The sequence below is a fragment of the Bradyrhizobium sp. KZN70725 genome, assembly GCF_055264925.1.
In genome coordinates, this window is the sequence record NZ_JBUYWT010000034.1 from 65,271 (window position 1) to 91,652 (window position 26,382).

General features: G+C 63.1%; 26 protein-coding genes and 1 pseudogene. 15 read left to right on the forward strand and 12 right to left on the reverse strand.

All coding sequences use genetic code 11. The features are described 5' to 3' along the window. Positions 1-444: 444 nt before the first annotated feature. Complete coding sequence (locus ACZBJS_RS27615; RefSeq protein ID WP_463439517.1) at positions 445-645, reverse strand: hypothetical protein; 201 nt, start codon at positions 643-645, stop codon at positions 445-447. Between the two features lie 1,119 nt (positions 646-1,764). Here ACZBJS_RS27615 and ACZBJS_RS27620 point away from each other — a divergent pair. Beyond that, positions 1,765-1,968, forward strand: coding sequence for a hypothetical protein (locus ACZBJS_RS27620; RefSeq protein WP_463439532.1), 204 nt, complete (start codon positions 1,765-1,767; stop codon positions 1,966-1,968). Here ACZBJS_RS27620 and ACZBJS_RS27625 read toward each other — a convergent pair. The 3 genes from ACZBJS_RS27625 to ACZBJS_RS27635 all read right to left on the reverse strand — a co-directional run bounded on the left by ACZBJS_RS27625 (position 1,965) and on the right by ACZBJS_RS27635 (position 4,382). Further along, on the reverse strand, positions 1,965-2,312 hold the full coding sequence (locus ACZBJS_RS27625) for a hypothetical protein (RefSeq protein WP_463439518.1): 348 nt from the start codon (positions 2,310-2,312) through the stop codon (positions 1,965-1,967). The two genes, ACZBJS_RS27620 and ACZBJS_RS27625, sit on opposite strands and share 4 nt — an antisense overlap. A gap of 379 nt (positions 2,313-2,691) precedes the next feature. After that, entirely contained in the window at positions 2,692-3,159 is a 468-nt protein-coding gene (locus tag ACZBJS_RS27630; RefSeq protein ID WP_463439519.1) for an MAPEG family protein, read from the reverse strand. A gap of 428 nt (positions 3,160-3,587) precedes the next feature. Beyond that, a complete protein-coding gene (locus ACZBJS_RS27635; protein ID WP_021080321.1) occupies positions 3,588-4,382 on the reverse strand; it encodes a class II aldolase/adducin family protein in 795 nt (264 codons plus the stop codon). A gap of 187 nt (positions 4,383-4,569) precedes the next feature. Here ACZBJS_RS27635 and ACZBJS_RS27640 point away from each other — a divergent pair, with 187 nt between their 5' ends. Together ACZBJS_RS27640 and ACZBJS_RS27645 are read left to right on the forward strand one after the other, a co-directional pair. Beyond that, positions 4,570-6,066: a M81 family metallopeptidase gene (locus ACZBJS_RS27640; RefSeq protein WP_463439520.1), complete on the forward strand. Its 1,497-nt coding sequence runs from the start codon at positions 4,570-4,572 to the stop codon at positions 6,064-6,066. Next, positions 6,063-7,073 (forward strand): glutathione S-transferase N-terminal domain-containing protein, encoded by a 1,011-nt coding sequence (locus ACZBJS_RS27645; RefSeq protein WP_463439521.1) that lies wholly within the window; start codon positions 6,063-6,065, stop codon positions 7,071-7,073. Before ACZBJS_RS27640 ends, ACZBJS_RS27645 begins: the two co-directional genes overlap by 4 nt. A gap of 39 nt (positions 7,074-7,112) precedes the next feature. On the opposite strand, the gene ACZBJS_RS27650 is transcribed toward ACZBJS_RS27645, so the two are convergent. The 5 genes from ACZBJS_RS27650 to ACZBJS_RS27670 all read right to left on the reverse strand — a co-directional run bounded on the left by ACZBJS_RS27650 (position 7,113) and on the right by ACZBJS_RS27670 (position 13,088). Next, on the reverse strand, positions 7,113-7,742 hold the full coding sequence (locus ACZBJS_RS27650) for a 2-hydroxychromene-2-carboxylate isomerase (protein WP_463439533.1): 630 nt from the start codon (positions 7,740-7,742) through the stop codon (positions 7,113-7,115). A 506-nt stretch (positions 7,743-8,248) separates the two neighbouring features. Beyond that, the gene (locus ACZBJS_RS27655) at positions 8,249-10,171 is read right to left on the reverse strand and encodes a flavin-containing monooxygenase (RefSeq protein WP_463439522.1); all 1,923 of its coding nucleotides are present in this window, start codon (positions 10,169-10,171) and stop codon (positions 8,249-8,251) included. A gap of 9 nt (positions 10,172-10,180) precedes the next feature. Then, complete coding sequence (locus tag ACZBJS_RS27660) at positions 10,181-10,954, reverse strand: SDR family NAD(P)-dependent oxidoreductase (protein WP_076834122.1); 774 nt, start codon at positions 10,952-10,954, stop codon at positions 10,181-10,183. Further along, the gene (locus tag ACZBJS_RS27665) at positions 10,951-11,595 is read right to left on the reverse strand and encodes a TetR/AcrR family transcriptional regulator (protein WP_075968242.1); all 645 of its coding nucleotides are present in this window, start codon (positions 11,593-11,595) and stop codon (positions 10,951-10,953) included. Before ACZBJS_RS27665 ends, ACZBJS_RS27660 begins: the two co-directional genes overlap by 4 nt. Further along, positions 11,592-13,088: an AMP-binding protein gene (locus tag ACZBJS_RS27670; RefSeq protein ID WP_463439523.1), complete on the reverse strand. Its 1,497-nt coding sequence runs from the start codon at positions 13,086-13,088 to the stop codon at positions 11,592-11,594. The genes ACZBJS_RS27665 and ACZBJS_RS27670 overlap by 4 nt, the downstream gene beginning before the upstream one ends. A gap of 171 nt (positions 13,089-13,259) precedes the next feature. Between ACZBJS_RS27670 and ACZBJS_RS27675 the strand changes: the two genes are divergently transcribed. The 10 genes from ACZBJS_RS27675 to ACZBJS_RS27720 all read left to right on the forward strand — a co-directional run bounded on the left by ACZBJS_RS27675 (position 13,260) and on the right by ACZBJS_RS27720 (position 22,209). Then, on the forward strand, positions 13,260-14,519 hold the full coding sequence (locus tag ACZBJS_RS27675; RefSeq protein ID WP_463439524.1) for an ABC transporter substrate-binding protein: 1,260 nt from the start codon (positions 13,260-13,262) through the stop codon (positions 14,517-14,519). Positions 14,520-14,617: 98 nt separating this feature from the next. Next, positions 14,618-15,520, forward strand: coding sequence for a branched-chain amino acid ABC transporter permease (locus ACZBJS_RS27680; protein WP_463439525.1), 903 nt, complete (start codon positions 14,618-14,620; stop codon positions 15,518-15,520). Next, positions 15,517-16,545 carry a branched-chain amino acid ABC transporter permease gene (locus ACZBJS_RS27685; RefSeq protein WP_168856040.1) on the forward strand — a complete coding sequence of 343 codons (1,029 nt, stop codon included), beginning with the start codon at positions 15,517-15,519 and terminating at the stop codon, positions 16,543-16,545. The genes ACZBJS_RS27680 and ACZBJS_RS27685 overlap by 4 nt, the downstream gene beginning before the upstream one ends. Continuing rightward, positions 16,542-17,321 (forward strand): SDR family NAD(P)-dependent oxidoreductase, encoded by a 780-nt coding sequence (locus ACZBJS_RS27690; protein WP_463439526.1) that lies wholly within the window; start codon positions 16,542-16,544, stop codon positions 17,319-17,321. The genes ACZBJS_RS27685 and ACZBJS_RS27690 overlap by 4 nt, the downstream gene beginning before the upstream one ends. A 2-nt stretch (positions 17,322-17,323) precedes the next feature. Beyond that, positions 17,324-18,082: an ABC transporter ATP-binding protein gene (locus ACZBJS_RS27695; RefSeq protein ID WP_463439527.1), complete on the forward strand. Its 759-nt coding sequence runs from the start codon at positions 17,324-17,326 to the stop codon at positions 18,080-18,082. Next, a complete protein-coding gene (locus ACZBJS_RS27700; protein ID WP_463439528.1) occupies positions 18,079-18,795 on the forward strand; it encodes an ABC transporter ATP-binding protein in 717 nt (238 codons plus the stop codon). The genes ACZBJS_RS27695 and ACZBJS_RS27700 overlap by 4 nt, the downstream gene beginning before the upstream one ends. A gap of 110 nt (positions 18,796-18,905) precedes the next feature. Next, a complete protein-coding gene (locus ACZBJS_RS27705; RefSeq protein WP_076834110.1) occupies positions 18,906-20,105 on the forward strand; it encodes a CaiB/BaiF CoA transferase family protein in 1,200 nt (399 codons plus the stop codon). 16 nt (positions 20,106-20,121) lie between these two features. Next, the gene (locus tag ACZBJS_RS27710) at positions 20,122-20,895 is read left to right on the forward strand and encodes an enoyl-CoA hydratase/isomerase family protein (RefSeq protein ID WP_463439529.1); all 774 of its coding nucleotides are present in this window, start codon (positions 20,122-20,124) and stop codon (positions 20,893-20,895) included. Then, on the forward strand, positions 20,896-21,351 hold the full coding sequence (locus ACZBJS_RS27715) for a MaoC family dehydratase (RefSeq protein WP_016847346.1): 456 nt from the start codon (positions 20,896-20,898) through the stop codon (positions 21,349-21,351). 3 nt (positions 21,352-21,354) lie between these two features. Continuing rightward, positions 21,355-22,209: an HpcH/HpaI aldolase/citrate lyase family protein gene (locus ACZBJS_RS27720; RefSeq protein ID WP_253625954.1), complete on the forward strand. Its 855-nt coding sequence runs from the start codon at positions 21,355-21,357 to the stop codon at positions 22,207-22,209. An 85-nt stretch (positions 22,210-22,294) separates the two neighbouring features. Here ACZBJS_RS27720 and ACZBJS_RS27725 read toward each other — a convergent pair whose 3' ends face one another. The 3 genes from ACZBJS_RS27725 to ACZBJS_RS27735 all read right to left on the reverse strand — a co-directional run bounded on the left by ACZBJS_RS27725 (position 22,295) and on the right by ACZBJS_RS27735 (position 24,687). After that, the gene (locus tag ACZBJS_RS27725; RefSeq protein ID WP_316397576.1) at positions 22,295-23,446 is read right to left on the reverse strand and encodes an OpgC domain-containing protein; all 1,152 of its coding nucleotides are present in this window, start codon (positions 23,444-23,446) and stop codon (positions 22,295-22,297) included. A gap of 164 nt (positions 23,447-23,610) precedes the next feature. Then, complete coding sequence (locus ACZBJS_RS27730) at positions 23,611-23,886, reverse strand: hypothetical protein (RefSeq protein WP_463439530.1); 276 nt, start codon at positions 23,884-23,886, stop codon at positions 23,611-23,613. 162 nt (positions 23,887-24,048) lie between these two features. Further along, positions 24,049-24,687: a LexA family transcriptional regulator gene (locus tag ACZBJS_RS27735; protein ID WP_016847350.1), complete on the reverse strand. Its 639-nt coding sequence runs from the start codon at positions 24,685-24,687 to the stop codon at positions 24,049-24,051. A gap of 128 nt (positions 24,688-24,815) precedes the next feature. Between ACZBJS_RS27735 and ACZBJS_RS27740 the strand changes: the two genes are divergently transcribed. Together ACZBJS_RS27740 and ACZBJS_RS27745 are read left to right on the forward strand one after the other, a co-directional pair. Next, on the forward strand, positions 24,816-25,376 hold the full coding sequence (locus tag ACZBJS_RS27740; protein ID WP_463439531.1) for a GcrA family cell cycle regulator: 561 nt from the start codon (positions 24,816-24,818) through the stop codon (positions 25,374-25,376). Positions 25,377-25,731: 355 nt separating this feature from the next. Beyond that, positions 25,732-26,274 (forward strand): annotated as a pseudogene (locus tag ACZBJS_RS27745) (recombinase family protein); the annotation flags it as partial. Positions 26,275-26,382: the final 108 nt, after the last annotated feature.

The following is a 26,382-nucleotide window of genomic DNA, read 5'->3' on the forward strand; positions in this document are numbered from 1 at the left end:
AAAACCTGCAAGCGCACAGTGAACAAGCCCTTGTCGTGGTGGCCCTCAGCACGGCAACTCTGATCGCGTCCGTCGCCCTCTTGGTATCCGCATGGTAAGGCCGTCTCAGGTTAGGGCCTCGATGCTGAGATCAGATCAGGCTCAATATTTGAACCGCGTTCCGAGTGGAACCAGGACGACAGCACCGATCGCAACATCCGCTCCCGCGTTCGGGAACCGAAACATTCCGGCCCTCGGAGAATTAGCGCTTGGAGGCTTCGGGGCTTCGCAAGATGCGAGGCATATCATGATCCCACTGTCAGCGGGCAACGCCTTCCTCATAGTTGCGATTATGAGCGTCACTTTCCTGACTGAGGTCGCCTTTTTCATCGTGATCGGGCTGTTCTGAAAGGAACGCGCACTGGCACGGTGCAGCCGATGTGAGGACCCAGTCCTTCTCCCGGCTCAACGACGAGGCTTATCCCAGCGCTCACCCGCTGGAATGATTGAGGGCGACTGCTCTTCAAATTCGCGGAGCCGGTCGATTTGCATTTTGAGCCTCGGCGAGAGTTCCGTCTCTGGTTCCAGCCACGCTCGCAGCGTCTCGCCGATCTCCCGGACAATGGCCCGGCTGTGAACGTGGTCGATGTCGATGCGGTTGCGCATTACACAGCCTCCGGTCGGAATGAACAACGCACCGGCAGGCCGAGAGTGCGCTCCCCCCGCAAACACATCGGGGCGCGGCTAGCGATTGTGAATAAACCGGAGACCGCCGCTTTTGGCTATCTTGCGCGAGCGCTGGTTTTTGACAACAGCGGGTCTTTGGTAACGACCTTTGGCTATCTGCGACATGCGCCGGGTTGTTCACCAGCGAGCGGCGGTCTCATGGCTTCTAAGTCTTGGCTAGCCTCTTCGTTCCCCAATTCTGATCGCGAACGGAATGAGGAACCTACGGAGCACAGAGCCGAAGCATCGACCATGCAAAGCGCCGGGCAACGCCGGCGATACTCATAGGAAATCGCTCGCGCTCGGGAACCAATTCCAAAAGTGTCGGGTTAATTGATGGGGCCGATGCAAGGGACCATCGCCATGAGGATCGAATATCTCGCTGCAATTGCGATAGCTGTTTGGACCGCTGGTGCTGGATTGGCAGCGGTCCATTCCGTCGGCTCGCCGCTCGAAACGCAGTCCACGCCGACCGCCACTGAATTGGCGACCCGAATAGCCACGTCCGTGGATGCGTTCTCGCCTCGGTCCGGCGGTTAACAGCCCCCACTCGAGTGCGTCTAGGCACCGGCCGCCACCCGTATTCGTCCGGGATGGAAGTTTTTCCTGCGCCGCAGCATATTCGCGGTGTTCATCGAGTTCATATTTCCTCTCCGCCCGGCCGTCTCATTGACGGCCGGGCTTTTTGCATGCGCGCCACGCGTTTTTCGGCAGTTAGTTCTTCTTGAGATCGCTCAGCCTGCGCATGTAATAGCCGTGGCTCTGAACCGCCTGCCTGATCTCCTCGCTAACCCTGACGACCCTCTTCTTGCTCTTGCGCCATTTGCCCTGAGCGCTGATGTCCGGCACCGGAAATCCTTTTTTCACAACGAGGAGATCGCGCCTGACGTTGAAATACACCTCGACCATATTGTCTCCCAAAAGGCTGAAAGTATCCGTTCAGAGCAGAGCGCGGCCCGCAGAAATGCAATCGGCTCTTTCGCGCCTGCCTGTGAATATCGAGGAGAAATGCTGCGCTCGTTGTTTCGACAAGACATTTTCTGGTTGGATGTTGTTCGCATGCCGCACCCAACGACCAACGATTATCTGGACGAGTATGACCGGGAGCTAGACGAGATCGTTGCCGCCTGTGACGGCGATGTGCGGAGCGCTCTCAGGGCGCTCTTGCTGGTCAATGAGCAGTTGGAGCACATCCTAAACTGTTTGAACGCGGAACTCGTTGAACACATGTCGCGGCATCACCGACGGCAGACGTTACACTAAACCGCAACTATCGCTTCACCGGCAGGGGGCAGCCTCACGAAAGTCCCGCTGCCATCGGGGTCCTCGATCCAGTCGAAGCTTTCGGCAAACTTGAGCCCGGCAGCTAGATCATCGCGCTTTGCACCAGCAGCGCTCCAAACCGCATCAATCGTCTCTCGGCGGATGACCTGTCCCGCGCCAAGTCCGGCGGCCTTCATGGCGTCGATCAATTTGAGGCCGTGTTTCTCGATCTCGTCCATTTTGTCCTGGCGTGGTTTCAATCCTGCGGGCGAGCCAACCGGCTTCCAATTTACACGCCGGCTGTGGCGCGATGAAGCTAGCTCAATCATAACGGCAGCAACCATGGTCGATTTCATCTTTCGGGCCAACATTGCTCACTACAAAGAACTTTTGGAAACGGAAGCCGACGCTCGGAAGATCGAGACCTTGCGCAAGCTTTGGCCGAGGAGGAAGCCAAGCTAGCCGAATGGCAGGCGCAAAATCGACGGTCACGCGGTGAGGATTGAGGACGCCGTTGACAATGATCAATGAGCCGCGCTGCATCGCCGGCTAGTCTAGCGTGATGATGTGGATGCCGATTGAAACCGCCCCGTTCGATCGCGACTTGGAGTTGGCCGTTATCGAGGCTAAGGGGGACATATACTCTCTGATCTTCCTCTGTCGTCGTGACCACAATGGCTGGATCAAGACGGCAACGGGCCGCGCCGTGGAGGTTCATCCCACTCACTGGCGCAATTGGGGCGAGCAGCAAGGCCGCTCGGCGTAGGGGCTACGCGAGCCCGATGCGCGACCTCTCACCCCAGGAATACCGCCGCAACATTCATGAGCATGCCGATGGTCGGGATGTTCCACACGAGCGAGCGCGCCAGCGGCAAGTCTGCTGCATACAAGATCGCGTAGGCGACGCGGCCCCAAAAAATAAAGCTGAGCGCCCCATAAGGTGAGCCAACTGTGGATGTCCGCTACAGCGGTTAGAAGGATTACGGCGGCGAAGAGCGGAAATGTCTCAAGATAGTTTCGGAGCGCTCGATCGGCCCTTCCGGCAACGCCAGTAAGCGGGGGAACGTGCTGCTCCCGCGAACTCGCGGTCCATCGGTAGCCTCGTTGCCGGCTCTGGAGGTGCGATACAGCGATAATGTGCACGATCCCAAGAAAGACGCTGGCGGCGAGCAAGGTAAGTTCAACAGTCACGTGCAATCTCAAATCGCGTCAGTCCGATTGCGGGCCGGGCGAGGCGCGCCAGCGCTGCCGAGCGCGAAAGAACGGTCGATCCGGGTGGGTCGCTTGGGCAAAATTTCATGACTTCCTCCCGGAGAGAAGCCAACCACGTGCCCGACCAAAATGCCAGTTCGGCACCATGTTCACCGCGCCCGCCACGCCGTATTCCTTGCAGACGAGGCACCAGGGGCGAAACACGCCGCGAGAATGGGATGTGTGACTCACAGATCGTGCAACAATTTCAGCGTCGTCCCGGCGAAGGCCGGGACCCATTGTCACGAATGCGAATTGTGGCGCGACGCTGGGGCCACGGCCTGTTTTTCAACAACGCTATTCTGTGGTTATGGGTCCCGGCCTTCGCCGGGACGACGAATGGAGAAGGCCTACGCCGGCTTTCGCTCTCAATCCCGATACGACGGATCCGCCCGGTCGAGCTTGCGCAGCAGCGCGGGCCAGGCGAGTTCGCCGTTGCGGGCGGCGCGGCCCGGCTTCGGCAGCATCCGCTCATAAGTGTCTTCGAGGATATTTTGCGGCGGATAGATCAGCTTGGTATTGCAGGACAGCGCCATCACCTGGGTCTGGCAGGCGCGCTCGAGGCGGAACAGCACGTTGAAGGCGGCGGGCACGGTGCGGCCGACGACCAGAAGGCCATGGTTGCGCAGGATCATCGCCTCGTTGTCACCGAGGTCGCGGACCAGGCGTTCGCGCTCGTCGACATTGTCGGCGATGCCCTCGAAGTCGTGATAGGCGATGTGCAGGAAGCGCATCGAGGTCTGCGCCAGCGGCAGCAGGCCGCATTCCATCGCCGAGACCGCCATGCCGGCCGGGGTGTGGGTGTGCGCGACGCAATCCATGTCGTGCTTGGCCATGTGGATGGCGCTGTGAATGACGAAGCCCGCGACATTGACGTCGTAGTCGGTAGCGTTGAGCAGCGTGTTGCCTTCGACGTCGACCTTGATCAGGCTGGAGGCGTCGATCTCCTCATACAGCATGCCGTAGGCGTTGATCAGGAACTGGTCGGTGGTGCCAGGCACGCGGCAGGAGATGTGGTTCGCGATCATCTCGGTCATGCCGTACATCGCCGTCAGCCGGTAACAGGCGGCGAGATCGACGCGGGCCTGCCATTCCTCGGCGCTCACCTGCTCGCGGACGGATTTGACGACCTTGATCGCGGGCGAACTGACGGGGGGATTCATGGCGTTCTCTCCTTGAGATATTTGCGGGGCCGCGGCCCGATTGTTGCCGCGGACCATAGCAGAATCCTCGCGGCGGCAAGCTGCGCTGCGTCTGCGTATTTGCAGGTCTGGCGGGCAAAAACCGAATGCGGATTGGCGCGCCGCGCCTTCAATGCCACAATGCGAAAAACAGCCGAGGCGCACCAAAATGAGCGATCGCAAGATACGTATCGCCGTCCTGCATTTCTCCCACGAAACCGTCTCGTTCCTGCCGAACGAGACCACGCTCGACGACTTCATCTATCCGGGCTCGCCGGCCAAAGGCGAGGCGCTGCTGCGGTTCGATCCCAAGAACCACATGGGCGGGTTCGTGCAGGTGGCGCGCGAGTTCTCCGAGGTCGAACTGGTCGGCATCGAATCCCCGCTCTGGCCGAAGACTTACACCGGATCCGGCTGGATCACCGAGGAGGCTTATCGCACCTTCACCGGCAAGATGATCGCCGGATTGAAGGAGGATGGACCGTTCGACGGCGTCTATCTGTGCTTGCATGGCGCGATGGCCGTGCGCGGCGTGCCGCGTCCCGAAGCCGATCTGGCGCGGCAGGTGCGCGAAGTGGTCGGCCGCTCCGCCTTCATCGCCGCAACCTTCGATCCCCACGGCAATGAGGATGAGGCGTTCCTCGAGCAGGCGGACATGGCATTCGCGGTCAAATATTTCCCGCATTATGACGCGCATCTGCAGGGCGAACGCGCGGCGCGCATGCTGGTGCGGGCGATCCGAGGCGACTACAAGCCGGCGCACAGGACGATCAAGGTTCCCGTGATCTCGCCCACGGTGCTGCAGTGGACCGGGGCGCGGCCGTGGATGGACCTCGTGCAGCGCGCGCTGGTCTGGGAGGCCCGCGAGGTCGACGTCTACGTCAACATCTTCTTCGGCTTCCCGTTCGCCGACGTTCCCGATGTCGGCATGACCGTTCAGGTTCTGACCAACGACAATCCAAAGCTCGCCGAGCAGGTCGCGCGTGATCTCGCGGGCACGATCTGGCGTCTGCGCGAAGCCTTGCTGCAATCGACCAAACTGCACAGCATCGCCGAGGGCGTCGCGCTGGCCAAGCAGGCCGTCGCAGCTGGCAATACACCGGTGGTGCTGGCCGATCACAGCGACCGGTCGGGGGCGGCGACCTGGCTGCTGCGTGAGATCATCGCGCAGGACCTCGCCAACACCGTGATCGCAACCATTGCGGATGCCAGGGCGACGGCAAGCCTCAAGGCCGCCGGCGCCAAGGCCGGCGATGCCTTCGACATGGAGATCGGCGGCCGCGCCGACGAGTCGGCGGGCGATTCGGTTCGGATTCAGGGCACTGTTTCGGCGGCGGGCGAGGGCTACGGCCAGTTCTGGGTCTGCGTCCGCTTCGGCCGCAACAATGTGCTGATCCTGTCCACCTATCTGGTGCAGGTCATGGAGCCGTTTTCGCTGAAGGCGCTGGTGCCCGACATCGGCGCCTTTGACGTGATGGCGATCAAGTCGCGGGTCCATTTCCGGCGCGGCTTCGATGACAATGGATTTGCCAAGACGATCCTCCTGGTCGAACCCGACGAGCCGTTCCTCGGTACCACGCGTCTCGACAAGCTGCCGTACAAGAACGTCGATCTCGCGCAGTTCTACCCTTACGGCAATCCGGCATTTTCGGAGGCATCGTCATGACGGAAAACCGCTATCGCCTGATCGGCTCGACCGCCTCGCCCTATGCGATCAAGTTGCGCGCGCTGATGCGCTACCGCCGGATCCCGCACGACTGGGTGATCATGACCAAGGCGCTTCGCGAGGCAACCGCGCATCTGAAGCCGATGCTGATCCCGGTGCTGCAATATCCCGACGGCAGCTACCGCGGCGAGACCACGACGCTGGCCTATGATCTGGAGGCGCGACATCAGGGACGGTCGGTGATCCCCGAGGACAGGGCCATCGCTTTCATCTGCGATCTGCTCGAGGACCTCGCCGACGAATGGGCGGTGAAGCCGTTGTTTCTCTATCGTTGGTGGGATCCGGAAGATCAGGCCTATGTCTCGCGCTGGGCCGGCGAGGAGTGGTCGACATCGCAGGCCGAGGCCGGCAGCCGCGAGGAGATCGAGGAGTTCCGGCAGCGGCAGATTTCGCGCATGGTCATTCTCGGCGCGACGGATGAGAACAGGCCGCTGCTGGAGGAGAGCTACCGGCGTACGCTTGCAGCGTTCGAGCCGCATGTCGGCATGAGGAGCTATCTGTTCGGCAGCCGGCCGTCGCTGGCGGATTTTGCCTGGTTCGGCCAGCTCAGCGAGATGGCGACCGACCCGACCCCGATGCGGATCATGCGCGAGCGCGCGCCGTTCACCGATCACTGGGTACGGCGGCTCGACGATGCATCAGGTGTCGAGGGTGACTGGTATCCTCGTGAGCAGGCGCTTGGCGGGTTCGCCGAGGCGCTGCTTCGGATCGCCGGCGAACTTTATCTGCCGTTCCTTGCGGCCAACGCGGACGCCTTCGCCAAGGGCCTCGAACGGCTCGAGATCAACGTCTGGGGACTGCCCTACGCGTTGGCGCCGTTCAAATATCAGGTCAAATGCCTGCAGCAGCTGCGCCAGAAGTTTACTGCGCTCGATGCCGGCGAGCGCGCGGCGTTGAAACCGGTGCTGGAACGCACCAGGTGCTGGGCGATCCTGAACGGTGGCTGATCGATCAGCGACGATAGGCCGATTCGAAACGGTCGGCGCCTACGTCCGGTGCCTGCTCCCAAGCGCGATCGCGATCGTCTCCGGCTGCTTGATCCGCTCGATCAGCATGTCGATGCGGTCGCCGCCCCAGAACAATTCGCCGTTGAACACCATGCTGGGAACGCCGAATACGCCGAGCGCTTCGGCCTCGTCGATGATGCGATCATGTTCGGCGCGGGCAGGGCCGCGAACATAGGCCTCGAAGGCGTAGGCGGAGCCACCGACCGCGGTGATCACGCCGGCAATCTCGGGTAGCTCGTCGATCTCCAGCTCGTGATTCCAGAACCTCCGGAACACCGTATCGTGATAAGGCCGGAACAGCCCGTGACGCTGCGCGAACAGCATCCCGGCGCTGGCGTAGAAGGCGTCGTAGATCCGGCGCGGGCCCTTCATGGTCAGTCCCTGCGCGTTGGCGAACCGGCGCGCATCCATGTAGGCGTAGCGCACCTTGCGCCAGAAGTGCGGCGTGCGCTCCTCGACCGTGCCCATGAATTCGGGAATGCGCAGCGTGTAGGGCAGCCATTCCAGCTCGACGCCGTATCTCTCCTCGAGTTCGAACAGCCGCTTGTTGGCGACATAGGCATAGGGAGACTTGTAGTCGGTGTAGATTCGGACCCGCGGCTTTTCCATCATCATTCCTCATCTCGTCGCGACAATTGTTCCCGATCCCGTGCGGGGACGCAATGCGGCGTGACGAAGGGGAGATCGCGGGCAAACGAACGGGCCCCGGTGCAGTCAAGCATCGCGGGGCCCTGCTACTTCGTTTTAGCGAAGGATGTCTGGTATCGACCAGTCGTGTTTCGGGACCTAAAAGCGCGTGGCCTTTGCGCTCCTGTCCTGCGGATATGTTCAGATTGTCGGTGGCGCACGCGGCTAGCAGCTGCTGTTTGCCTCAACGTGCACCGGGACCTTGCCGCTGAGCAAGGTCGCTGGCTTGCGCCGGTGGCGTCATGCTCCTCTCCAAGGGTGGGCCCGCGGACATCTGTCCGCTTCTGCTGCCTGACGGCCGATCCCATAATCGTCCGTCAATTCCTGCGACGCGAGGAGCAGACGCTCCAGCACCCCAACAGGTGCAGTCAGCGAAATGCTGCGGCAGTTATGGCCATCTGTCAAGTTAACGAGCGAGCGAATTCAGGTCAGGAGTCCTGTCGCGACTTGGTCTTTCGATATTGGGTGAAGTCCGGATCGTGCGTCATCTTCCAGTAGTCGACGAACCGCCACGGCATCGCCGAGAACACCCGGCCGCGTCTGTTGCGGTAGTAGGTCGTCATGCCCGGATGCGTCCAGATCAATTGCTCGTGCTCGGCGTCGACGTTGCGGATATACGCGTCATGCGCGTCGGGATGCACGTCGATCGCGGCGATGTCATTCTCGATCATCTCGACAAGGCACGCGGAGATGTAGCGGCTCTGGCACTCCGACTGGAAGATGACGCTGCCGCCATGCGCGGGCCCCGAATTGGGGCCGAGCATCAGAAAGAGATTGGGAAAATCAGGCACGGTGAGGCCGAGATAGGCGGTCGGATTGTCGTCGCGCCACGCCTGCTTGAGGTTCTTGCCGTTACGCCCGGTGATGTTGAGCCGCGCCGCCATCTCGGAGACCTTGAAGCCGGTCGAGATCACGATGACGTCGTGCTGCCGCGACGTGCCATCGGCGGTGACGATTCCGTCTGCGGCGAAATGGTCGATCTTGTCGGTGACCAGCTCGACATTCGGTTTGGTCAGCGTCTTGAACCAGTTGTTGTCGAGCAGGATGCGCTTGCCGTAGGGCGGATAGGTCGGCATGCATTTCTCGATCAGGTCGGGGCGATCCTTCAGCTCGGACAGGATGAAGTCGGCGAGCTCCTGGCGATGCCGGTCGTTGCCCTTGTTGACGGCGCGGTCCGGATGCGGCCAGGCCGGATCCTTGCGCAGGAACGGCAGCAATCCGTCGCCGTAACGCCAGAACATGTTGAAGCGATACCACTGCACATAGAACGGCAGATGCGCGAGCAGCCACTGCGCACCTTCGGTGATCGGATCAGAATAGCCCTTCACCGGCCGCGCCCATTGCGCGGTGCGCTGGTAGACGGTGACCGAGGCGACGCGGTCGGCGATCGACGGCACCAGCTGCATCGCGGTTGCGCCGGTGCCGATCACGGCGACATGCCTGTCGTCGAGCTTGATGTCGTCGGACCACAGCGCCGAATGGACCTTCAGGCCTGTGAAGGCCTCGTCTCCCTCAAAGCGGGCAGGCAGGGGATCATTGAGCTGGCCGATCGCGCTAACCAGCGCGGTGGATTCGAAAGTCTCTTCGCCGCGGGCAGTCTTCAGCGTCGAGATCCAGCGTCGCTTGCCTTCGTCCCAGCGCGAGGCGACGAGCTCGGTATTGAGGCGGACATGCTTGCGGATGTCGTATTCGCGCACGACCTTGAGCAGATAATCGAGCAGCTCCTGGCGCTGCGCGAAATAGCGGGTCCACGGATTGCGGGCGCCGAACGAGAAGGAATAGGAGTGGTTCGGCGTATCGACGCCGCAGCCGGGATAGCGGTTGACGTACCAGGTGCCGCCGATCTCGTCCTGCCTCTCGACAATCGTATAGGGGATGCCGAGCCGGCCGAGCGCGACGCCAAGCGCGATCGCGCAGACCCCGGCGCCGACGATCAGCACATGCTGCTGCGCCAGCTTCTCGCCAGAAGGGCGCTCGCGCCAGCGCGCGTCGCGTGGGATGAAGCCCATCTCCTCCCGCATCAGCGGCGCATATTCCGGCGCGACATTGTCGCCGAGCGTCGCGCGCATCATCCGCAGCATCAGCTCATTGCCGGGATCGGTGATGACGGGCTTCGGGGTGCCGTTCGCGAACAGGTTCAGGACCGCCGCGCGAATCTCGTCCTGGATCTCCTGAGGCACACCGGCGTCGGGATCCGGGATCAGACGGACGTCGCGCTTCGGCTTGTAGGGCGGCTCGAGCCACTTCTCGTCGCCGGTCATGTGCACCAGCACCATCAGCAGCACGCGGATGTCGCCCTCGGCGATGGCGGAGGACAGATCGAGGTGTTTGCGCGGAAGCTCGATATTCATGCGTTGTCCTTAGCTGCGTGGGGCTTCCGGCAGGCCGCCATAGGCGGCCCAGGTGGTGCCTGCGATGTAGCCGGCATCGACCGGCAGGTTGATGCCGGTGATGCCGCTGCTCTGCGGCGAGAGCAGCCATGCGATCGCCTGCGCCACTTCGATCGGCTCGACCAGCCGGTTCAGCGCGGTCGGCCGCGCCAGCAGGTCCTTGTTCAGGGCGCCCGATGCGATGCCGGCCTCGAGCGCTGCCGTGCGGGTGAAGCCGGGCGACACTGCGTTGACGCGGACGCCGGAACGGCCCCATTCGGCGGCGAGCGTCTGCGTGATCTGGATGACGCCGGCCTTCGCCGCGGTATAGGCGTGGATCGGGCCCGACGTCATGCCGGCCACCGAGGCGACGTTGACGATCGCGCCATGCCGACGCTTCGCCATGGCGATGCCGACGCTGCGCGCGACCAGGAAGGTGCCGCGCAGGTCGATATTGACCTCGCGGTCCCATTGCTCCATCCGCACCCGTTCGATCGTGTGCATCTTGCCGAAGACGCCGGCGGCGTTGACGAGGCCGGTGATCGGACCATGCGCGGTCTCGATATCGGCAATGCCTGCGACAACGGCGCTCTCGCTCGCGACGTCGAACGGCGCCGGCCACAGCACGGCGGCTGTTCCAACCAGCGGCTCGGGCGCGATGTCGACGATGACGACGCGATGCCCCTGATCGGCGAGCAGTGTCGCGGTCGCCGCGCCGATGCCGCGGCTGCCGCCGGTGACGAGGATGGTGCCCTCAGCGCTCATGACTTTCTTCCCTTGTCGCTGGTGGTGAACAGGCCGCGGGTGACCAGCTTTTGATAGGCCGTGATCACATAGTCGGGCACCGCGGTGACGCCGCGCTCGGAATAGGAATAGCGGCGGCTGAGATAACCGCGCGCGCCCATCAGCACCTGGACGATGGCCTCGAATTCCTCGTCGCTGAACGCGTTGGTCGCGCCCGCAGCCCGCGCGCGTTGCAGGATCCGCACATACGCGCTCGAGATGTTGTCAAAATGCTTCTGGTAGCCGATCGGCGCGAAGAATTCGGCCTCGTTGAGGATGCGCAGGAATTCCGGCACCTCGCGGATGAAATCGAAGAAGGCGCTGAAGCGCTCGACCTCCTGCCGGGCCTCGCTTGCGGTGCCGGTGCGCGCATGGATGAAGCGGACCATGTCGAGGCCGATCTTCGGCAGCAGCTGGTCGAGCAGCTCCTGGCGGTTCTCGAAATGATTGTAGAAGGTGCCCTGCGCGACGCCGGCAGCTTCCGTGATGCGCGCGACCGAGGCTTCGGCATAGCCGTATTTGCCGACGACCTTGGTCGCGGCGTCGAAGATCTTCTGCTTGGTCCAGGCGTTGCGCTCGACCCGGTTAAGTTTTGTCACTTTGGCGGATGTCGCTTGCGTCATGCGGTGGCCTCGAGTTCGGCACGGAGCACGCGTTTGAGCACCTTGCCGGATGGATTGCGCGGCAGGCTGTCGCGGATGACGAGCTGCCGCGGCACCTTGAAACCGGCGAGCCGTGTCCGGCAGTGGTCGGTGAGACTGGGCAGGTCGAGCTTGGCGTCGTCGGCCAGCACCACGATCGCGACCGGCTTCTCGCCCCAGCGCGGGTCCGGCAGGCCGATCACCGCGACCTCGCGCACTTCAGGCATTTCGTAGATGACGCGCTCGACCTCGGAGGAGGCGATGTTCTCGCCGCCGGAGATGATAATGTCCTTCTTGCGATCGGTCAGATACAGGAAGCCGTCGTCGTCGAGATAGCCGACATCGCCGGTACGGAACCAGTCGCCGAAGAACGCGGATGCGGTCTTCTCGGGATCCTTCCAGTAGCCCTGTGTGACCTTCGGGCCGCGCAGGCAGATCTCGCCGTTCTGGCCGGCCGGCAGGCGCTTGCCGGCATCGTCGCGGATCTCGATCTCGACATGGGCGATGGCGCGGCCGGTCGAACCGATCTTCTCGATCTCGCGGCCCGCGTCCATGAAGGTATCGCCGCCGCAGCTTTCGGTGAGGCCGTAGGCATCGATGTAGCGCGCGTTCTTGAAATAGTCCGAGAAGGCGCGGATGCGGACTTCCGGCGTCTTCTCGCCGCCGCCGATCGCCCATTGCAGGCTGGAGACGTCGTAGCGCTCGCGGTTCGGATGGGTGAGGAGGGCCGTGGTCATGACCGGCGCGAACCATGCCGCGTTCAGCTTCTCCCGCTCGATCGCGGCGAGTGCGGGTTCGGGCTCGAAGGTGCGGTGAATGCACAGCATGCCACCATGCCAGAGCACCGCGATGCCGGGCAGGTCGAGCGCGCCGACGTGATAGAGCGGGCCGACGACGAGCAGCCGCGTGTCGGCATTGAGCCCGAGCACCAGGGTCTGGTCGGCGGACTTCCAGTAGATGTTCTCGTAACTGAGCATCACTCCCTTGGGACGATCCGTCGTGCCCGAGGTGTACATCAGCCGCATCAGGTCGCGCGGCCGGCGCACATGGATCGGCGCCGGCGCGATGTCGGGCGCAAGGTTGGTGACGCTGGACTGCGCGACCTCATCGAGCAGCGCGACCGGCGCGCCGCCGGCGGCGATCGCGGCAAATTCCTCGTCGGCGACGAGGAGGCGCGCGCCGGAATTGCCGACGATGTAGCCGACCTCATCGGCCGAGAGGCGATAGTTGATCGGCAGGAACACCGCGCCGATATGGCTGGTCGCGAACACCAGCTCGAGAAAGGCCGTGCTGTTCTTCATCAGCACGGCGACGACGTCGCCGGGCGCGATCCCGCGCGCCGCGAGCCAGCCGCCGACCTGTCGGATCCGCAGATCAAAGTCGGCGTAGGAGACGTTCTCGCCGCGATATTTCAGCGCACAGCGGTCCGGAGTCCGCCGGGCATGAAATGCGATGAAGCTGGAAAGGTTGATCATTTGCGGCCCACGGAGCCGATTCCGGCGCCGTTTTCTCCCTAGATGAATTATGAGTCGTAATTCATCTTTGGCTTGACGTCACCCCCCTTGCTCTGAAAACATCGTGGTCATGGAGACGGAACGATCTCCGGCAGGGATTTTAGGAACGCGAACCCGACAGGGAGGGGAATGATGAAGAGGACCCGGAAACCGGGCATCACCCGGCGCTCGACGCTTGCGCTGATGGGCGCCGGTGCGGTGAGCTTTGCCGCGCCATGGGTGGCGCGCGCACAGGCCAAGACGATCAAGATCGGCATGCCGACCATTCTGTCGGGCCGCGTCGCGCAACTCGGAACGTCCTCGCGCAACGCAGTGCTGCTGGAGGTCGAGAAGGTCAATGCCGCCGGCGGCCTTGCCGGGCGGCAGATCGAGATGGTGATCCGCGACTCCAAGGGACAGCCGCAGGAGGCCGCGCGCATCGCGCGCGAGCTCGTCAACACCGACGGCTGCGAGATTCTGCTCGACGGCGAAGCGTCCTCGGGATCGTTCGCGGTTCACGAAGTGGCGCGCGATCTCGGCGTGCTGTGCATCCACACCTGCTCGGAAGCGTCATCGCTGACCGCCGATCCCAAGCAGCACATCCCGAACGCCTTCCGTTGTGTGCGGCAGGGCATTCATGATTCGATCGTCGGCGCCAGCTACGCGGCAGGGATCGCCAAGGCCAAGGGCCTGAAGAAATGGGCGACCTGTTCGCCCGACTACGCCTATGGCCGCGACACCACCGGCGAGTTCGTGCTGTACCTGAAGAAGTTCGCGCCCGACGTCGAGATCATCAGCGAGTCCTGGCCAAAGCTGTTCCAGCCCGACTACACCGAGGTGGTGACCAAGATCCTGCAGGCCAAGCCGCAGGCGCTTTATTCGTGCCTGTGGGGCGGCGATCTCACCTCCTACATCGACCAGGCCAACATCTACGCGATGTTCACCCAGATGGAGGTGTTCGCGGTCAACATGGCCGACTACACCGCGCTCACGGTGGTGAAGAACCTGCCCAAGGGCATCCACTCCGGCGATCGCTATATCAAGACATTCCCGCCGACGCCCGAAAATGCGGCCTGGGGCGATGCCTACAAGGCCAAGTACAACGAGTATCCGACCAACTGGTCGTGGCAGAACGCGACGGCGGTCATGTTCCTCAACGAGGCCGTCAAGAAGGCGAACTCGACCGACGGCAAGAAGGTCGCGGAAGCGCTCACCGGGCTCACCATCAAGTGCCCGTTCGGCGCCGACGGCACCGTCACCATGCGCGCCGACGACCACACGCTGGTCGGTTACGCCATCGGCTGGGGCACCACGATCCCGCAGGAGCCCTACGTGCCTGACGTGAAGGCCGGAGACTGGAAGACCATCTTCGAGCTCGAAGCCGAGTGGAAGAAGAGCAAGGGCTACACCTGATCCGCATGTCGGGCGGAGGCGGCAATCTGCTGCCTTCGCCTCGCATCTGATGTTTGTCGCGCGCCGACGTTGCGGCCCGCCGTGATGGATGATTTTCCGTGGACCTCGACGCGCTCGCCAGTTGCCTCGCCAGCCCTGCCTGCCTGGTGACGCAAACCACCAGCGGCCTGATCATCGGCATGCTGCTGTTCCTTGTCGCCGTTGGGCTGACGCTGATCTTCGGCGTGCTCAAGGTGGTTAATTTCAGCCACGGCGCCTTCTATATGTTCGGCGCCTATTTCGCGATGACGGCCTATCAGCTCACCGGCAGCTTCGCGCTGGCGATGCTGAGCGGCGCCGTCGGGACCGCGATCCTCGGCCTGATCTTCGAGCGTGTGTTCATGAGCCGGGTCTACGGCCGCGACGTCTTGATGCAGCTCCTGGTCTGCTACGCCTTCGTGCTGATCTTCGACGATGTGGTCCGCATGATCTGGGGGCCTGAGTTCAAGTCGATGGGCATGCCGGCTGCATTCCAGGTGCCGCCGCTGTTCATCGCCGGCGGCGTGGTGCCGCCGTACTATCTGCTCTTGATCGGGGTGGCGCTCGCCGCGGCCGTTGTTCTCGGCCTGGGGCTGGCGCGCTCCAGGATCGGCAAGGTGATCCGTGCGGCTGCGCATAATCCCGGAATGGTCTCGGCGCTCGGTATCAATACCGGGCTGATCTATGGCGGCGTATTCGCGCTCGGCGGCATGCTGGCGGGACTGGCGGGAGCGCTTGCCGCGCCGGTGCGCTCGCTGACACCGGGCATGGGGTTCTCGGTGCTGATCGAGTCCTTCATCGTCACCGTGATCGGCGGCATGGGCTCGATCCTCGGCGCGTTGATCGGCGCGCTTTTGATCGGCTTGATCCGCTCGTTCGGATCGCTCGGCTTCCCGCTGTTCACCGAGGGCTTGATGTATCTGTTCATGGTGATCGTGCTGGTGTCGCGTCCGAGCGGGCTGTTCGGCAAGGAGGTCGCATGACCGAATTGCAGGCCGGGCAGGGCACGCAGCCCCTCGATGTTGCCCGGATCGACGCCAGGCCGCAGCGATACCGCGATGTGCTGATCGCGCTCGCGGCCTTTGTCCTGCTCGCGCTGCTGCCGTTCATCTTTGGCAGCAAGCAGCTGCTCGACTTCGTGATCCGCTGCGCCGCCTACGGATTGTTCGCGACGTCGCTCAATCTTCTGGTCGGCTACACCGGACTGATCTCGTTCGGCCACGGCATGTTCTTCGGCCTCGGTGCCTATGGTTTCGGGCTGATGATGCAGAAGACCGGCGTGCCGATCCCGGTAGCCTTCGTCGCCACGCTGGCGATGACCCTGGTCGTCGCCGTCGTCATCGGCGCGATCTGCGTGCGGCTGAAGGAGATCTACTTCGCGTTCGTCACGCTGGCATTTCAGATGCTGATTCACTCAACCATCCTGTCGTGGCAATCGTTGACCGGCGGCGACCAGGGCCTGCGCGGCGGGATCCCGAGGCCGCCGTTTCTCGGCATCGATCTGTCGAATCATCTGCATCTCTACATCACGAGCTGTGCCCTTCTGGTGATCGGCCTGCTGCTCATGCGGCAGATCGCGCAATCGCCGTTCGGCTACACGCTGCGCATGATCCGCGACAACGCCACGCGGGCGAGCTTCATCGGCATCGATGTCTGGCGCGCCAAGCTGACGATCTTTGTGCTCGCCGCGCTGTTCGCCGCGACCGGCGGCATCATCATGGCGCTGTTCGTCTCCGGCGCCTATCCCGAGTTCGCCTATTGGACGATCTCGGGCGAGGGCATCTTCATCAACATGCTCGGCGGCGTGACAACCTTCCTCGGACCGATGGTCGGCACGGTGCTGCTGCTGATCCTCAACGATACCGTTACCCGCCTGACCGAGTATCACGGCATCGTGCTCGGCATCGTGATCCTGTTCTTTGCCATTGGCCTGCGAAAGGGCTTGATGGACTTTGTCGTCGAATGGTTCGCGCAGCGTCGCGGAGAGGCCGGGGAGCGCGCGCCATGAGTGCACAGACGCGGATCAACGTCGTTACCGGCGGCGCCAGCGGCATCGGCGCGGCGTGCGTGCGTGAGCTCGCAGCAGCCGGCGATCTCGTCGCCGTTCTCGACCGCGATCTCGCCAAGGCGCAGACGGTTGCGGCGGAAGTTGGTGGCAAGGCGTTTGCGGCCGACGTGGCGGACGAGCGCAGCATCGAGGCCTGTGCGGCCGCGATCGAGCGCGACTGCGGCCCGGTCGCGGTGCTGGTCAACAGCGCCGGCATCATCCAGGTGCCGGCCCGGCCGCACGAGCTGCCGATGACCTCCTGGGACGACGTCGTGCGTGTCGACCAGCGCGGCACCTATGTCGCCTGCGTTGCCTTTGCGCGGCAGATGATCGCGCGCAAGCGCGGCAGCATCGTCAACATCGCCTCGATTGCCGGCATGCGCTCGATGCCGTTGCATGCCTATGCGCCCGCCAAGGCGGCGGTGATTGCCATCACCGAATGCCTCGCGGCCGAATGGGGGCCGTCCGGCATCCGCGTCAATGCCGTATCCCCCGGCTATACGCTGACGCCGGCGTTAAAGAATGCCATCGATCGCGGAGAGCGAGATGTCTCGGCGCTGGCTGCCAATGCAGCACTTCGCCGCCTCGTCGACCCCTCGGAGATCGGCCGCGTCGTCGCATTCCTGGCCTCCGATGCGGCCTCCGCGATGACCGGCGCCAACGTGCCGGTCGATTGCGGCTGGCTTGCCGGCACATCGTGGAGCACCTATGGCGGTCTGCGGGAGGCGAGTGGCTAGCCATGCTGGAGATTCGCGGACTCTCGAAATCCTTTGGCGGCGTCAAGGCGACCGACAACGTCTCGTTCGACTTCGCTGACGGTTCGCTCACCGCCGTGATCGGTCCCAACGGCGCCGGCAAGAGCACATTTTTCAACCTGATCACGGGCGCGCTGCGGCCGGACGCTGGGCAGATTTTACTCAACGGCGTCGACATGGCGGGCAAGGCCCCGCCGGAGATCGTGCGCCATGGCATCGGCCGCGCCTTCCAGGTCGCGAGCATCTTCCCGTCGCTGACGGTGGAGGAGACGATGCTGGCTGCCGTCTGTGCCGATCAGCGCCGCGCCGGCGTGATGCATCGCCGGTTTCCGCTGGCCGAAACGCGCGACCGCGCCGAGCATACGATGGAGCTGCTTGGCCTCGCCGGCAAGCGCAACCGGACCGCGGCGACACTGTCGCACGGCGATCAGAAGCTGCTCGACATCGCGCTCGCGCTGGTGCTCGAGCCCAAGGTGCTGCTGCTCGACGAGCCGACCGCGGGCATGGGTACCGAGGAGCGCTGGCGCATGATCGACAAGGTGCGTGAGCTCTGGGAGAAGCAGAAGATCACCGTCGTGTTCATCGAGCACGACATGGACATCGTATTCAAGATCGCGCCCCAAATCGTCGTGCTGTGCTATGGCCGGATCCTGGCGACCGGAACGCCGGACGCGATCCGCAGGAACGATGCCGTGATCGAGGCTTATCTCGGCAGCGACGACCACGCGGGAGCGGTGGCATGAGCGCGCAGCCGGTGGTGCAGGTCGAGGATCTCGACGTCTATTATGGCACCAGCCAGATCCTGTTCGGCGTCGGCCTGTCGGTGCGGCAGGGCGAGACCATGGCGCTGCTCGGCCGCAACGGCGCCGGCAAGTCGACCACCATGAAGGCCATCATGGGGCTGGCGTCGGCGCGCCGCGGCAAGGTGACCCTGCGCGGCCAGGTGGTCTCAGGAATGCGGCCGCATCACATCGCGCGCGCCGGGCTCGGCTTCGTGCCGGAAGACCGCCAGATCTTTCCCGAGCATACCGTCGAGGACAATCTCGTCATCGGCCAGAAGAAGGGGCCCGATGGCGAGGACGAGTGGTCGATCCGCCGTGTCTATGACGTGTTCCCGCTGCTCGAGCCGTTGCGACACCGGATCGCCGGAAGGCTGTCCGGCGGCGAGCAGCAGATGCTGGCGATCGCCCGCACGCTGATGGGCAATCCCGTGCTGCTGCTGCTGGATGAGCCGAGCGAGGGGCTGGCTCCGATCATCGTGCAGCGCATCGGCGAACTGCTGCGGCAACTCCGCGGCACCGGTGCCACAGTATTGATCGCCGAGCAGAACATGCATTTTTGCCTTGGCCTTGCGAGCCACGCGACGGTTATCGACAAGGGACAGATCGTCTACACATCCTCGATCGAAGAGCTGAAGGCCAACGATAACATCCGGCAGCGCTATCTGGCGCTGTAGGGCATGATCCGGGAAAAGCGCGCAGCGGTTTTCCCTCGCGACAAGCGCGCAGCGGTTGCGCGGGGATCATGCCCAAAGGACAGGGCTCTTCGACAGCGATGGGAGGACAAATGGCGGGCAAGCTGACGCCGACGCATGAAGCGCCGTATCGTGGGCTGAAGGTACTCGATTTCGGGCAGGGGATTGCCTCGCCCTATTGCGCGATGCTGCTCGGTGTCTACGGCGCCGACGTCATCAAGGTCGAACCGCCGGAGGGCGACTGGTCGCGCTATCTCGGCACGACCTACGGCAATCACACAACGCTGTCGGCGGTCTACAACCGCGGCAAGCGCAGCCTGTGCCTCGACATGAAGCACAAGGACGGGATCGCGATCGCGCAGCGGCTGTCGCGCGAGGCCGACGTGCTCATCGAAGGATTTCGTCCCGGCGTCGCGGAGCGGCTCGGGCTCGGCTACGAGGGCCTGTCGCGCGACAATCCCGCCCTGGTCTATCTGTCGGTCAGCGGCTTCGGGCAGAGCGGCCCGTACGCCAAGCGGCCCGGCTCGGATTCGGTGGCGCAGGCGTTCTCGGGGCTGGTCTCGGTCAATCTCGGCGCCGATGGCGTGCCGCATCGGGTCGGCACCACGATTTCCGACGTCGTCACCGGCGTCTATGCGTTCCAGGCCATCGCCACGACGCTATTCGCGCGTGCGACCGTCGGCACCGGGCGCTGGATCGACGTCAATCTCTGCCAGTCGACGTCGGCGCTGCTCGGCCACAAGGTGGCGGAGTTCATCCTCGAGGGCGGCGCGCCGCGCGCGCTGAACGTTCCGGCCGGCACCTACCAGACCCGGGACGGCTGGATGATGGTCACCCTGGTGAACGAGCCGCAATACAAGCGGCTGTGCGGTGCGATCGGCCGTGAGGATCTCGCCGCCGATCCGCGTTTTGCCGACTTCGCCCGGCGCGCCGACGCGGCCGACGCGCTGATCCCGCAATTGCGCGAGGTGTTCCTGACCCAGGCGACGGATGCCTGGCTGACCCGGCTGCATGCGGCCGATATCATCGCCGAGCGGATCCTCGATCCCGGCGAATGGCTGCGCAATGTCCATGTCGAGGCGACCAGGGCATCGGTGCGCCAGGACACACCCGGCGTCGGCGCGGTCTACACGCCACGCACGCCGGGGATCGCGAGCCTGTCCGAGGATCACCTTTGCCCCGCGCCTGACGTCGGGCAGGATAGCCGCGCCGTGCTGACGGAGGCCGGCTTCGGTTCCGCCGAGATCGATGGCCTGCTGCTCTCGGGCGCGGTGCGGCAGACCAAGAGCTAACGGGAGGCAATACATCATGAGCACCGACCTCGTTCGTTACTCGGTCACCGACCAGATTGCGGAGATCGTGCTGGATCGCGCGCCGGTCAACGCACTCAGCATTCCCCTGATCGACGCGCTGCTGGCGGCGCTGGCGAAAGCGCGCGACGACGACGCGGTGCGTGCCGTCATCATCAGCAGCGCTCACAAGGTGTTTTGCGCCGGCCTCGATCTCGACATCGTCAGGGGCAAGCCCGCGATCGAGACCAAGACGTTCCTCGAGCGGCTGTATTTCGCGCTGAACGATACGCAGTACCGCATGGGCAAGCCGACGATTGCGGCGATCGATGGCGCGGTGCGCGCCGGCATGACGATCGCGATCTCCTGCGACATGATCGTCGCGGGCGACGGCTCGACCTTCGGCTATCCCGAGATCGATGTCGGCCTGATCCCGGCGATCCATTTCGTGCAGTTGCCGCGGCTGGTCGGTAAGCACCAGGCATTCGGCCCGCTGTTCCTTGGCGAGCCCTTCGATGCCGCGACCGCCTTTCGCATGGGCCTGCTCAGCGAGGTGGTGCCGAAGGGCACCGCGCTCGCCCGCGCGCGCGAGATCGCACGCAAGCTCGCGGCGAAATCGCCGATCGTGATGAAGATCGGCCGCGACGCCTTCATGCGTGCGGTCGATGCCGATTTCCGCCGCTCGGTGGAGAACACGGCGGAAAGTTTCGTTGTGGTCGCATCGACGGAAGATTGCCAGGAAGGGCTGAATGCGTTCGTCGAGAAGCGGGCGCCCAACTACAAGGGACGCTAAATGGCTGGATTGTATTTCGAGGAGTTCGAGATCGGACAGGAATTCCATCACGAGTTCAGCCGCACCGTGACCGAGATGGACAACACCATGTTCAGCCTCCTGACCATGAACCCGCAGCCATTGCATATCGACGCGCATTTCTCCGAGAAGACCGAGTTCGGCCAGCGGCTGTTCAACAGCCTCTATACGCTCGGCATCATGATCGGCATGAGCGTGTACGATACGACGCTGGGAACGACCGTCGGCAATCTCGGCATGACCGACGTCAAGTTCCCGAAGCCGGTGTTCCATGGCGATACGCTGAAGGCGCACACCAGGATCATCGGCAAGCGCGCCAGCAAGTCGCGGCCGACCCAGGGCATCGTCGAGTTCGAGCACACCATGACCAACCAGCGCGGCGAGGTGGTGGCGAGCTGCCGCCGGACCGGCCTGATGCACTGCAAGCCGAAGGCGTAAGCGATGCGATCGTTCCTGTTCGTTCCCGGCGACAGCACCCGGAAATATGAAAGCGCGAAGAAGACCGCAGCCGATGCGCTGATCCTCGACCTCGAGGATTCCATCGCGCCGGACCAGAAGGTGGTTGCGCGGGGCATCACGCGCCAGATGCTCGATGCGCGCAATCCGGAGCAGAAGCTTTATATCCGCGTCAACGCGCTCGACACCGATCTGACGCTCGGCGATCTCGCCGCCGTGATGCCCGGCAAACCCGATGGAATCGTGCTGCCGAAATGCGCCGGTGCCGCCGACGTCAACCGGCTCGCGCTCTATCTCGACGCATTCGAGGCCGCCTCTGACATCGCGCAGGGCACCACGCGGATCGTGACGGTCGCGACCGAGACGGCGCGGGCGGTGCTGAAAATCCTCGATTTCGAGAACATGAGCCCGCGGCTATGGGGCATGATGTGGGGCGCGGAGGATCTCGCAGCCTCGCTCGGGGCAACGCGCAATCGCAGCGATGGCCGCTATCACTCGCCCTTCATCCTGGCGCGCGATCTCTGCCTGATCGGCGCGGCCGCCGCCGGCGTCGTCGCGATCGACACCATCGCAACCGACATCAACGATCTCGATGCTTTGAAGGCCGAGGCGGTCGCCGCACGCCAGGATGGCTTCCTCGCCAAGGCCGTGATCCACCCCAAGCATGTCGACGTCGTCAATGCGGCCTTCATGCCGACGGATGAGGAAATCGCATGGTCGGAGCGGGTGATCGCCGCGTTCGCCAATAATCCATCGGGGGTCGCCAGGATGGACGGCAAGATGCTGGACAAGCCGCATCTGCGCGCCGCCGAGAAGATCCTGGCGTCGCGCAGGAAATAGTCGGGGAGGCGGGCCGATACCGCCATGTTGCGCGATAGTGAGGCGCGGCTGCGGCGGTCGCTGGCGATCGACTAAACCGCAGGCATCAGGAATGAGCGACCGCCGACTTGCCGTCCTGCTGCTTCGACCACGAGACGTAGTAGGCGACGGCCGTCATCGCCGCGATGCCGGCGATGCTGACCGCGACCTGCCTTGCCAGTGAGTATGGGCCCGTAATCAAGATCAGGTGCGCAGCGAATGAGAGGAAGACGCCTGCACAGAACACGGCCAGCCATTCCTCGCCGCACTTGATGATCGGCTGCAAGGCGGGAGATCGCAGGTATTCCCAATCGCGCGGCACCAGCCAGCTGAACAGGAATGTCAGGACCAGGAAGTGCAGGATGCGATGCGGCGCGATCTCCTCCCGGTCGTTTGGCAGCAGCACATCGCTCAGCCCACTCGGCATCATTTGCGCGAGTGCCGGGATATCGCTGATCGAGACAATTGTCAGGGCGAACAGCAGATACAGCAACGCCATGGCGCGCAGCGCGGGAGCCGCCTGCATCGCGCGGATCGCGGGCGCATATCGCGCGCCGATCAGCGCGAGCCAGCCGCCCATCACGAACAGCAATTGCCAGCAGAACGGATTGAGGTACCAGTCGCCATAGGGATATGACGACAGGTTCCAGTTGAGCAGCCGGCCGGCCGCGTAGAGGGTCACGGACGCGACGACCGTCGCGTTCGGCACGTACAACAGCCCGAACACGATGACGGGCTGGAACGCCATCAAGGCAATGGTGAGTTGCAGCACGTCGAGATTGAGCGGCTTGGCCTGCAGGAACAGGCCGTAGATCAAGGTCCGGATCGGGTGATCGATGAAGCCCGTGATGTTGAACTCGCTGATGATCTCGGGCGCCGCGGTCCGGGTGGCGACATAGCTGATCAACTCGACATAGATCACGAACAGAACGATATAGGCGGCATAGAGCTGCCATACGCGCTTGAAGATGCGGGTTGCGGCCACCAGGAATCCGCGTTCCAGCGTCATCCTGGCGTAGATGAGCGTCACTGCGTAGCCGCCCACGAATACAAAAAGGTCGGTTGCGCCGCTGAAACCGAAGTTGCGCATGGTCAGCGCGCCGACAACGTTGTGCGGAATATGGTCCAGAAACAGAAACCAGTTTGCGATGCCAAGCAGCAGCGCGATCCTGAGATCGCCATCGGCTTTCGCGATCTCGGCGTTTGTTGTCGAAGTCATCTGAAGCTGAAATTTGCCGGCCCGAGAAACGAATCGCTAGTCTAAAGGGAACCCGCGCCTGGTCCGAATAGACTTTGCGTGAACCCTATCTAGTCCGTTTCGGGTTTCGGCCAAGTGGCCGGCTCAAGAAAGATCACGTTTTCGCAATCAACCCGTGAGCGGTGTCAGACCGGTTCGTGTTTGCGCAGGTCGCGGGTGTAATCCAGCGTATTGGCTTGCAGGTTCGCGCCGGTCACGGCGAGCTCCGGCAGGGCGGCCTCGGCCAGCAGGTCGTCCGTGACATCCTCGACCGAACGCTCGGCAATCTCGTGAATGAAGCTGATGTTCGTATATTCGCCCGAGGCGATTCGTGAGACGACGTCGCGTCGTGTCATTCCGGGATCGACGATCGCCTCGCGGCCACGGCGGCCATAGTCGATCATCACGACGAAATACTGCATTGCCTGATCGTTCGATGTTCTGACTGTTACTGCGCATTATTTCCGATAATCGGAAGTATGTCAAGGGTGAATTGTTGAAAACCGAAATTCAGGCACGCATGGCCGGACCGATTCGGTCCGAAGGCGTCCGAATCGGTCCGGCCGGTCCCTGAAGCAGCGCGGTTACTTCTCGGACGATCGCCCGCCCTGCGTCCGGGCAGATTTGCGACCCTTCGCCGCCGACTTGCCGCGCAGCCTTTCGATCTGGCCGCGGGGCAGGGTGACACAGATTTCGCCGATCCATTCGAGCTTTACGCCGTTGATCGGCTTGGCATTAAAGCTCTTGAGGTTGACGGTGCCGGACGAACTGCCGCGTTCGATCGTCTTCAGATACCGCTCGCCGCTCTTCAGCCGGACCGCAGCTTCCTCTCCGTAGAAGCTCGACAGCGGATAGCGCTGCTCGCGATACACCACGATGACGTCGCCGTTCTCGTATTTCGGCAGCATCGAATCGCCTGAGACCTCGAAAGCGACGGTCTCCTCCGTCATCGGGAACGGAAGCTCGATTTCGCCGAGACCCTCCGGCGGGACCTGCTCAAGCTCCGGCTGGATCGAGGCGCCGGCGCCGACCCGGCCCACGATCGGCACCGAATTCAGCTCCAAATACTCCATGATCGGGGCAATCTCGGATGCCTTGATCAACCTTATTCCCGACAGGATTTCGGAGACCGCCCCGGCCCGAACCCCCATCGCGCGGGCAAGCCCGCCTTTGCTCTTCCCGGTCTTTTCCAGTGCCCGTTCGATCAGTGCCGCGTCCAGCATGTTTCATCCTTTCCCAAACCCGAAGACACTATAGCCGTTACGATTATCAGAAACAAGTCTGACTCTTTTCTTCGGAATAGCGGAAGATGTGCAAGGCGCTGGCGGAATGACAGAAATGGGAATTTGGAATGGAAATGATGAACTGGCTGCCGGAGCATTCGGCAGCCCTGCAGGATCTCCGCGCCCGCGGCTTGTCCTATTCGGAAATCGCGGACACGATCAACGCTACCTTCAATACGGCCTATACGCGCAACGCGGCGCTCAGCCGAGCGCAGCGCATAGGGTTGGCGGGCCTCGAAAGGCCCGAGCCGTCCCTGCCGGGGCACCTCGATCCGCCCAAACCGTCCCTGCCGGAGCTCCCAAGGATCGGGCGGCTGCGTGAAGGGCACACTGAACTGACGCCGGATCTGCTTCGCGGGCCAAAGATCTTCACTGAAACGGTGGAGATGCCGCAACTTCGTTGCGCAGCGGTTGTGCCGCGGCATCTTTCGCTGCTCGACCTCAAGCCCGGAGACTGCCGCTATCCCTATGGCGGGGATAGCGACGACGAGACAATGACCTTCTGCGGCCATCCGTGCCGGTCGGGCTCGAGCTACTGCACCCCGCATTTTCACCGGAGTCGCGATCCTGAGCCCACGGCGAGGCCGGTGTTGAGCGCCGCCTGGCTCCAAGCCATCGGGGCCGGTTGAGGCAATTCATCACCTGACCGACGGACATCGGTCCGCAACCACGATCGCGCGGAAGCCTCCGCGCGCCCATTACCAATGCCGCGAGCCAAGCGCCGGAAGCCGCACGATCCCGCCGGAGCGCGCGAAGCGGTCAATGCGCGACGCGGATGGTTGGGTCGTCCGTAAAAAAAAAGCTGTGATTCCACTAAAAGAGGCGGAAGGCGAGCGGGCTGCGGCTTAGGGCCGATATGTCAGGTAAACTGCCTCTCACGTGATTAGCATCCTCAATCACACTGACGAGGGCTGCTGCGCTTTGCTATTGTTTTTGCGCAGAGAGAAGCCCACGGTTTTATCGCCTATGCGCGGGAGCAGCCTTATGGTGCAAGCTCTCATTGTACACAAGGACCGGCTGCCTCAGCCGCAAAAGATGCATCAAGCGGCACAATATGTCCGCATGTCCACCGACTACCAGAAATACTCTATCGAAAATCAGGCGGTGGTTATCGCGGCCTACGCCGAGCTTCATAAACTCACGATCGTGCGCACCTATCGCGATGAGGGCGAAAGCGGCCTGAAGATCGAGAATCGAACTGGCTTGACCGAACTGATTGACGATGTTCAGTCCGGTCGAATTGAGTTTGGTCATTTGCTGGTATTTGACGTCAGTCGATGGGGGCGCTTTCAGGACGTTGATGAGAGCGCGCACTACGAGTTCATATGTCGAAGGGCCGGCGTCAAGGTTGCCTATTGCGCCGAGCAATTCGACAACGACGGCAGTCTCCTTTCGAGCATAGTTAAGAATATCAAGAGGGTCATGGCGGCAGAGTTCAGCCGGGAGCTTTCGGCCAAGGTTCTTGCAGGAGCTTTGCGTCTGGCAAGTCGCGGGTTCAAGGTGGGTGCCCCGGCGCCTTATGGTCTAGCAGGCTGTTGAAAAAAGGCGGTCGCCGCCGACCGAGGATCATGATTCATTGGCTCCGACGAGATTCGGAGATGGTGCGTGCGCGGCGGCGACAATCGAACGGGCGAG

Coding starts and splice junctions, on each gene's coding strand:
- ACZBJS_RS27650 (WP_463439533.1), bottom strand. CDS start 7,742: ATGGAAAAGCCGCGGGTCCGAATCTACACCGACTACAAGTCTCCCTAT.
- ACZBJS_RS27735 (WP_016847350.1), bottom strand. CDS start 24,687: ATGCTGGACGCGGCACTGATCGAACGGGCACTGGAAAAGACCGGGAAG.
- ACZBJS_RS27725 (WP_316397576.1), bottom strand. CDS start 23,446: ATGACTTCGACAACAAACGCCGAGATCGCGAAAGCCGATGGCGATCTC.
- ACZBJS_RS27705 (WP_076834110.1), top strand. CDS start 18,906: ATGGCGGGCAAGCTGACGCCGACGCATGAAGCGCCGTATCGTGGGCTG.
- ACZBJS_RS27635 (WP_021080321.1), bottom strand. CDS start 4,382: ATGAATCCCCCCGTCAGTTCGCCCGCGATCAAGGTCGTCAAATCCGTC.
- ACZBJS_RS27730 (WP_463439530.1), bottom strand. CDS start 23,886: ATGCAGTATTTCGTCGTGATGATCGACTATGGCCGCCGTGGCCGCGAG.
- ACZBJS_RS27625 (WP_463439518.1), bottom strand. CDS start 2,312: ATGGTTGCTGCCGTTATGATTGAGCTAGCTTCATCGCGCCACAGCCGG.
- ACZBJS_RS27665 (WP_075968242.1), bottom strand. CDS start 11,595: ATGACGCAAGCGACATCCGCCAAAGTGACAAAACTTAACCGGGTCGAG.
- ACZBJS_RS27710 (WP_463439529.1), top strand. CDS start 20,122: ATGAGCACCGACCTCGTTCGTTACTCGGTCACCGACCAGATTGCGGAG.
- ACZBJS_RS27670 (WP_463439523.1), bottom strand. CDS start 13,088: ATGATCAACCTTTCCAGCTTCATCGCATTTCATGCCCGGCGGACTCCG.
- ACZBJS_RS27685 (WP_168856040.1), top strand. CDS start 15,517: ATGACCGAATTGCAGGCCGGGCAGGGCACGCAGCCCCTCGATGTTGCC.
- ACZBJS_RS27640 (WP_463439520.1), top strand. CDS start 4,570: ATGAGCGATCGCAAGATACGTATCGCCGTCCTGCATTTCTCCCACGAA.
- ACZBJS_RS27720 (WP_253625954.1), top strand. CDS start 21,355: ATGCGATCGTTCCTGTTCGTTCCCGGCGACAGCACCCGGAAATATGAA.
- ACZBJS_RS27620 (WP_463439532.1), top strand. CDS start 1,765: ATGCCGCACCCAACGACCAACGATTATCTGGACGAGTATGACCGGGAG.
- ACZBJS_RS27740 (WP_463439531.1), top strand. CDS start 24,816: ATGGAAATGATGAACTGGCTGCCGGAGCATTCGGCAGCCCTGCAGGAT.
- ACZBJS_RS27695 (WP_463439527.1), top strand. CDS start 17,324: ATGCTGGAGATTCGCGGACTCTCGAAATCCTTTGGCGGCGTCAAGGCG.
- ACZBJS_RS27655 (WP_463439522.1), bottom strand. CDS start 10,171: ATGAATATCGAGCTTCCGCGCAAACACCTCGATCTGTCCTCCGCCATC.
- ACZBJS_RS27675 (WP_463439524.1), top strand. CDS start 13,260: ATGAAGAGGACCCGGAAACCGGGCATCACCCGGCGCTCGACGCTTGCG.
- ACZBJS_RS27715 (WP_016847346.1), top strand. CDS start 20,896: ATGGCTGGATTGTATTTCGAGGAGTTCGAGATCGGACAGGAATTCCAT.
- ACZBJS_RS27615 (WP_463439517.1), bottom strand. CDS start 645: ATGCGCAACCGCATCGACATCGACCACGTTCACAGCCGGGCCATTGTC.
- ACZBJS_RS27690 (WP_463439526.1), top strand. CDS start 16,542: ATGAGTGCACAGACGCGGATCAACGTCGTTACCGGCGGCGCCAGCGGC.
- ACZBJS_RS27660 (WP_076834122.1), bottom strand. CDS start 10,954: ATGAGCGCTGAGGGCACCATCCTCGTCACCGGCGGCAGCCGCGGCATC.
- ACZBJS_RS27645 (WP_463439521.1), top strand. CDS start 6,063: ATGACGGAAAACCGCTATCGCCTGATCGGCTCGACCGCCTCGCCCTAT.
- ACZBJS_RS27700 (WP_463439528.1), top strand. CDS start 18,079: ATGAGCGCGCAGCCGGTGGTGCAGGTCGAGGATCTCGACGTCTATTAT.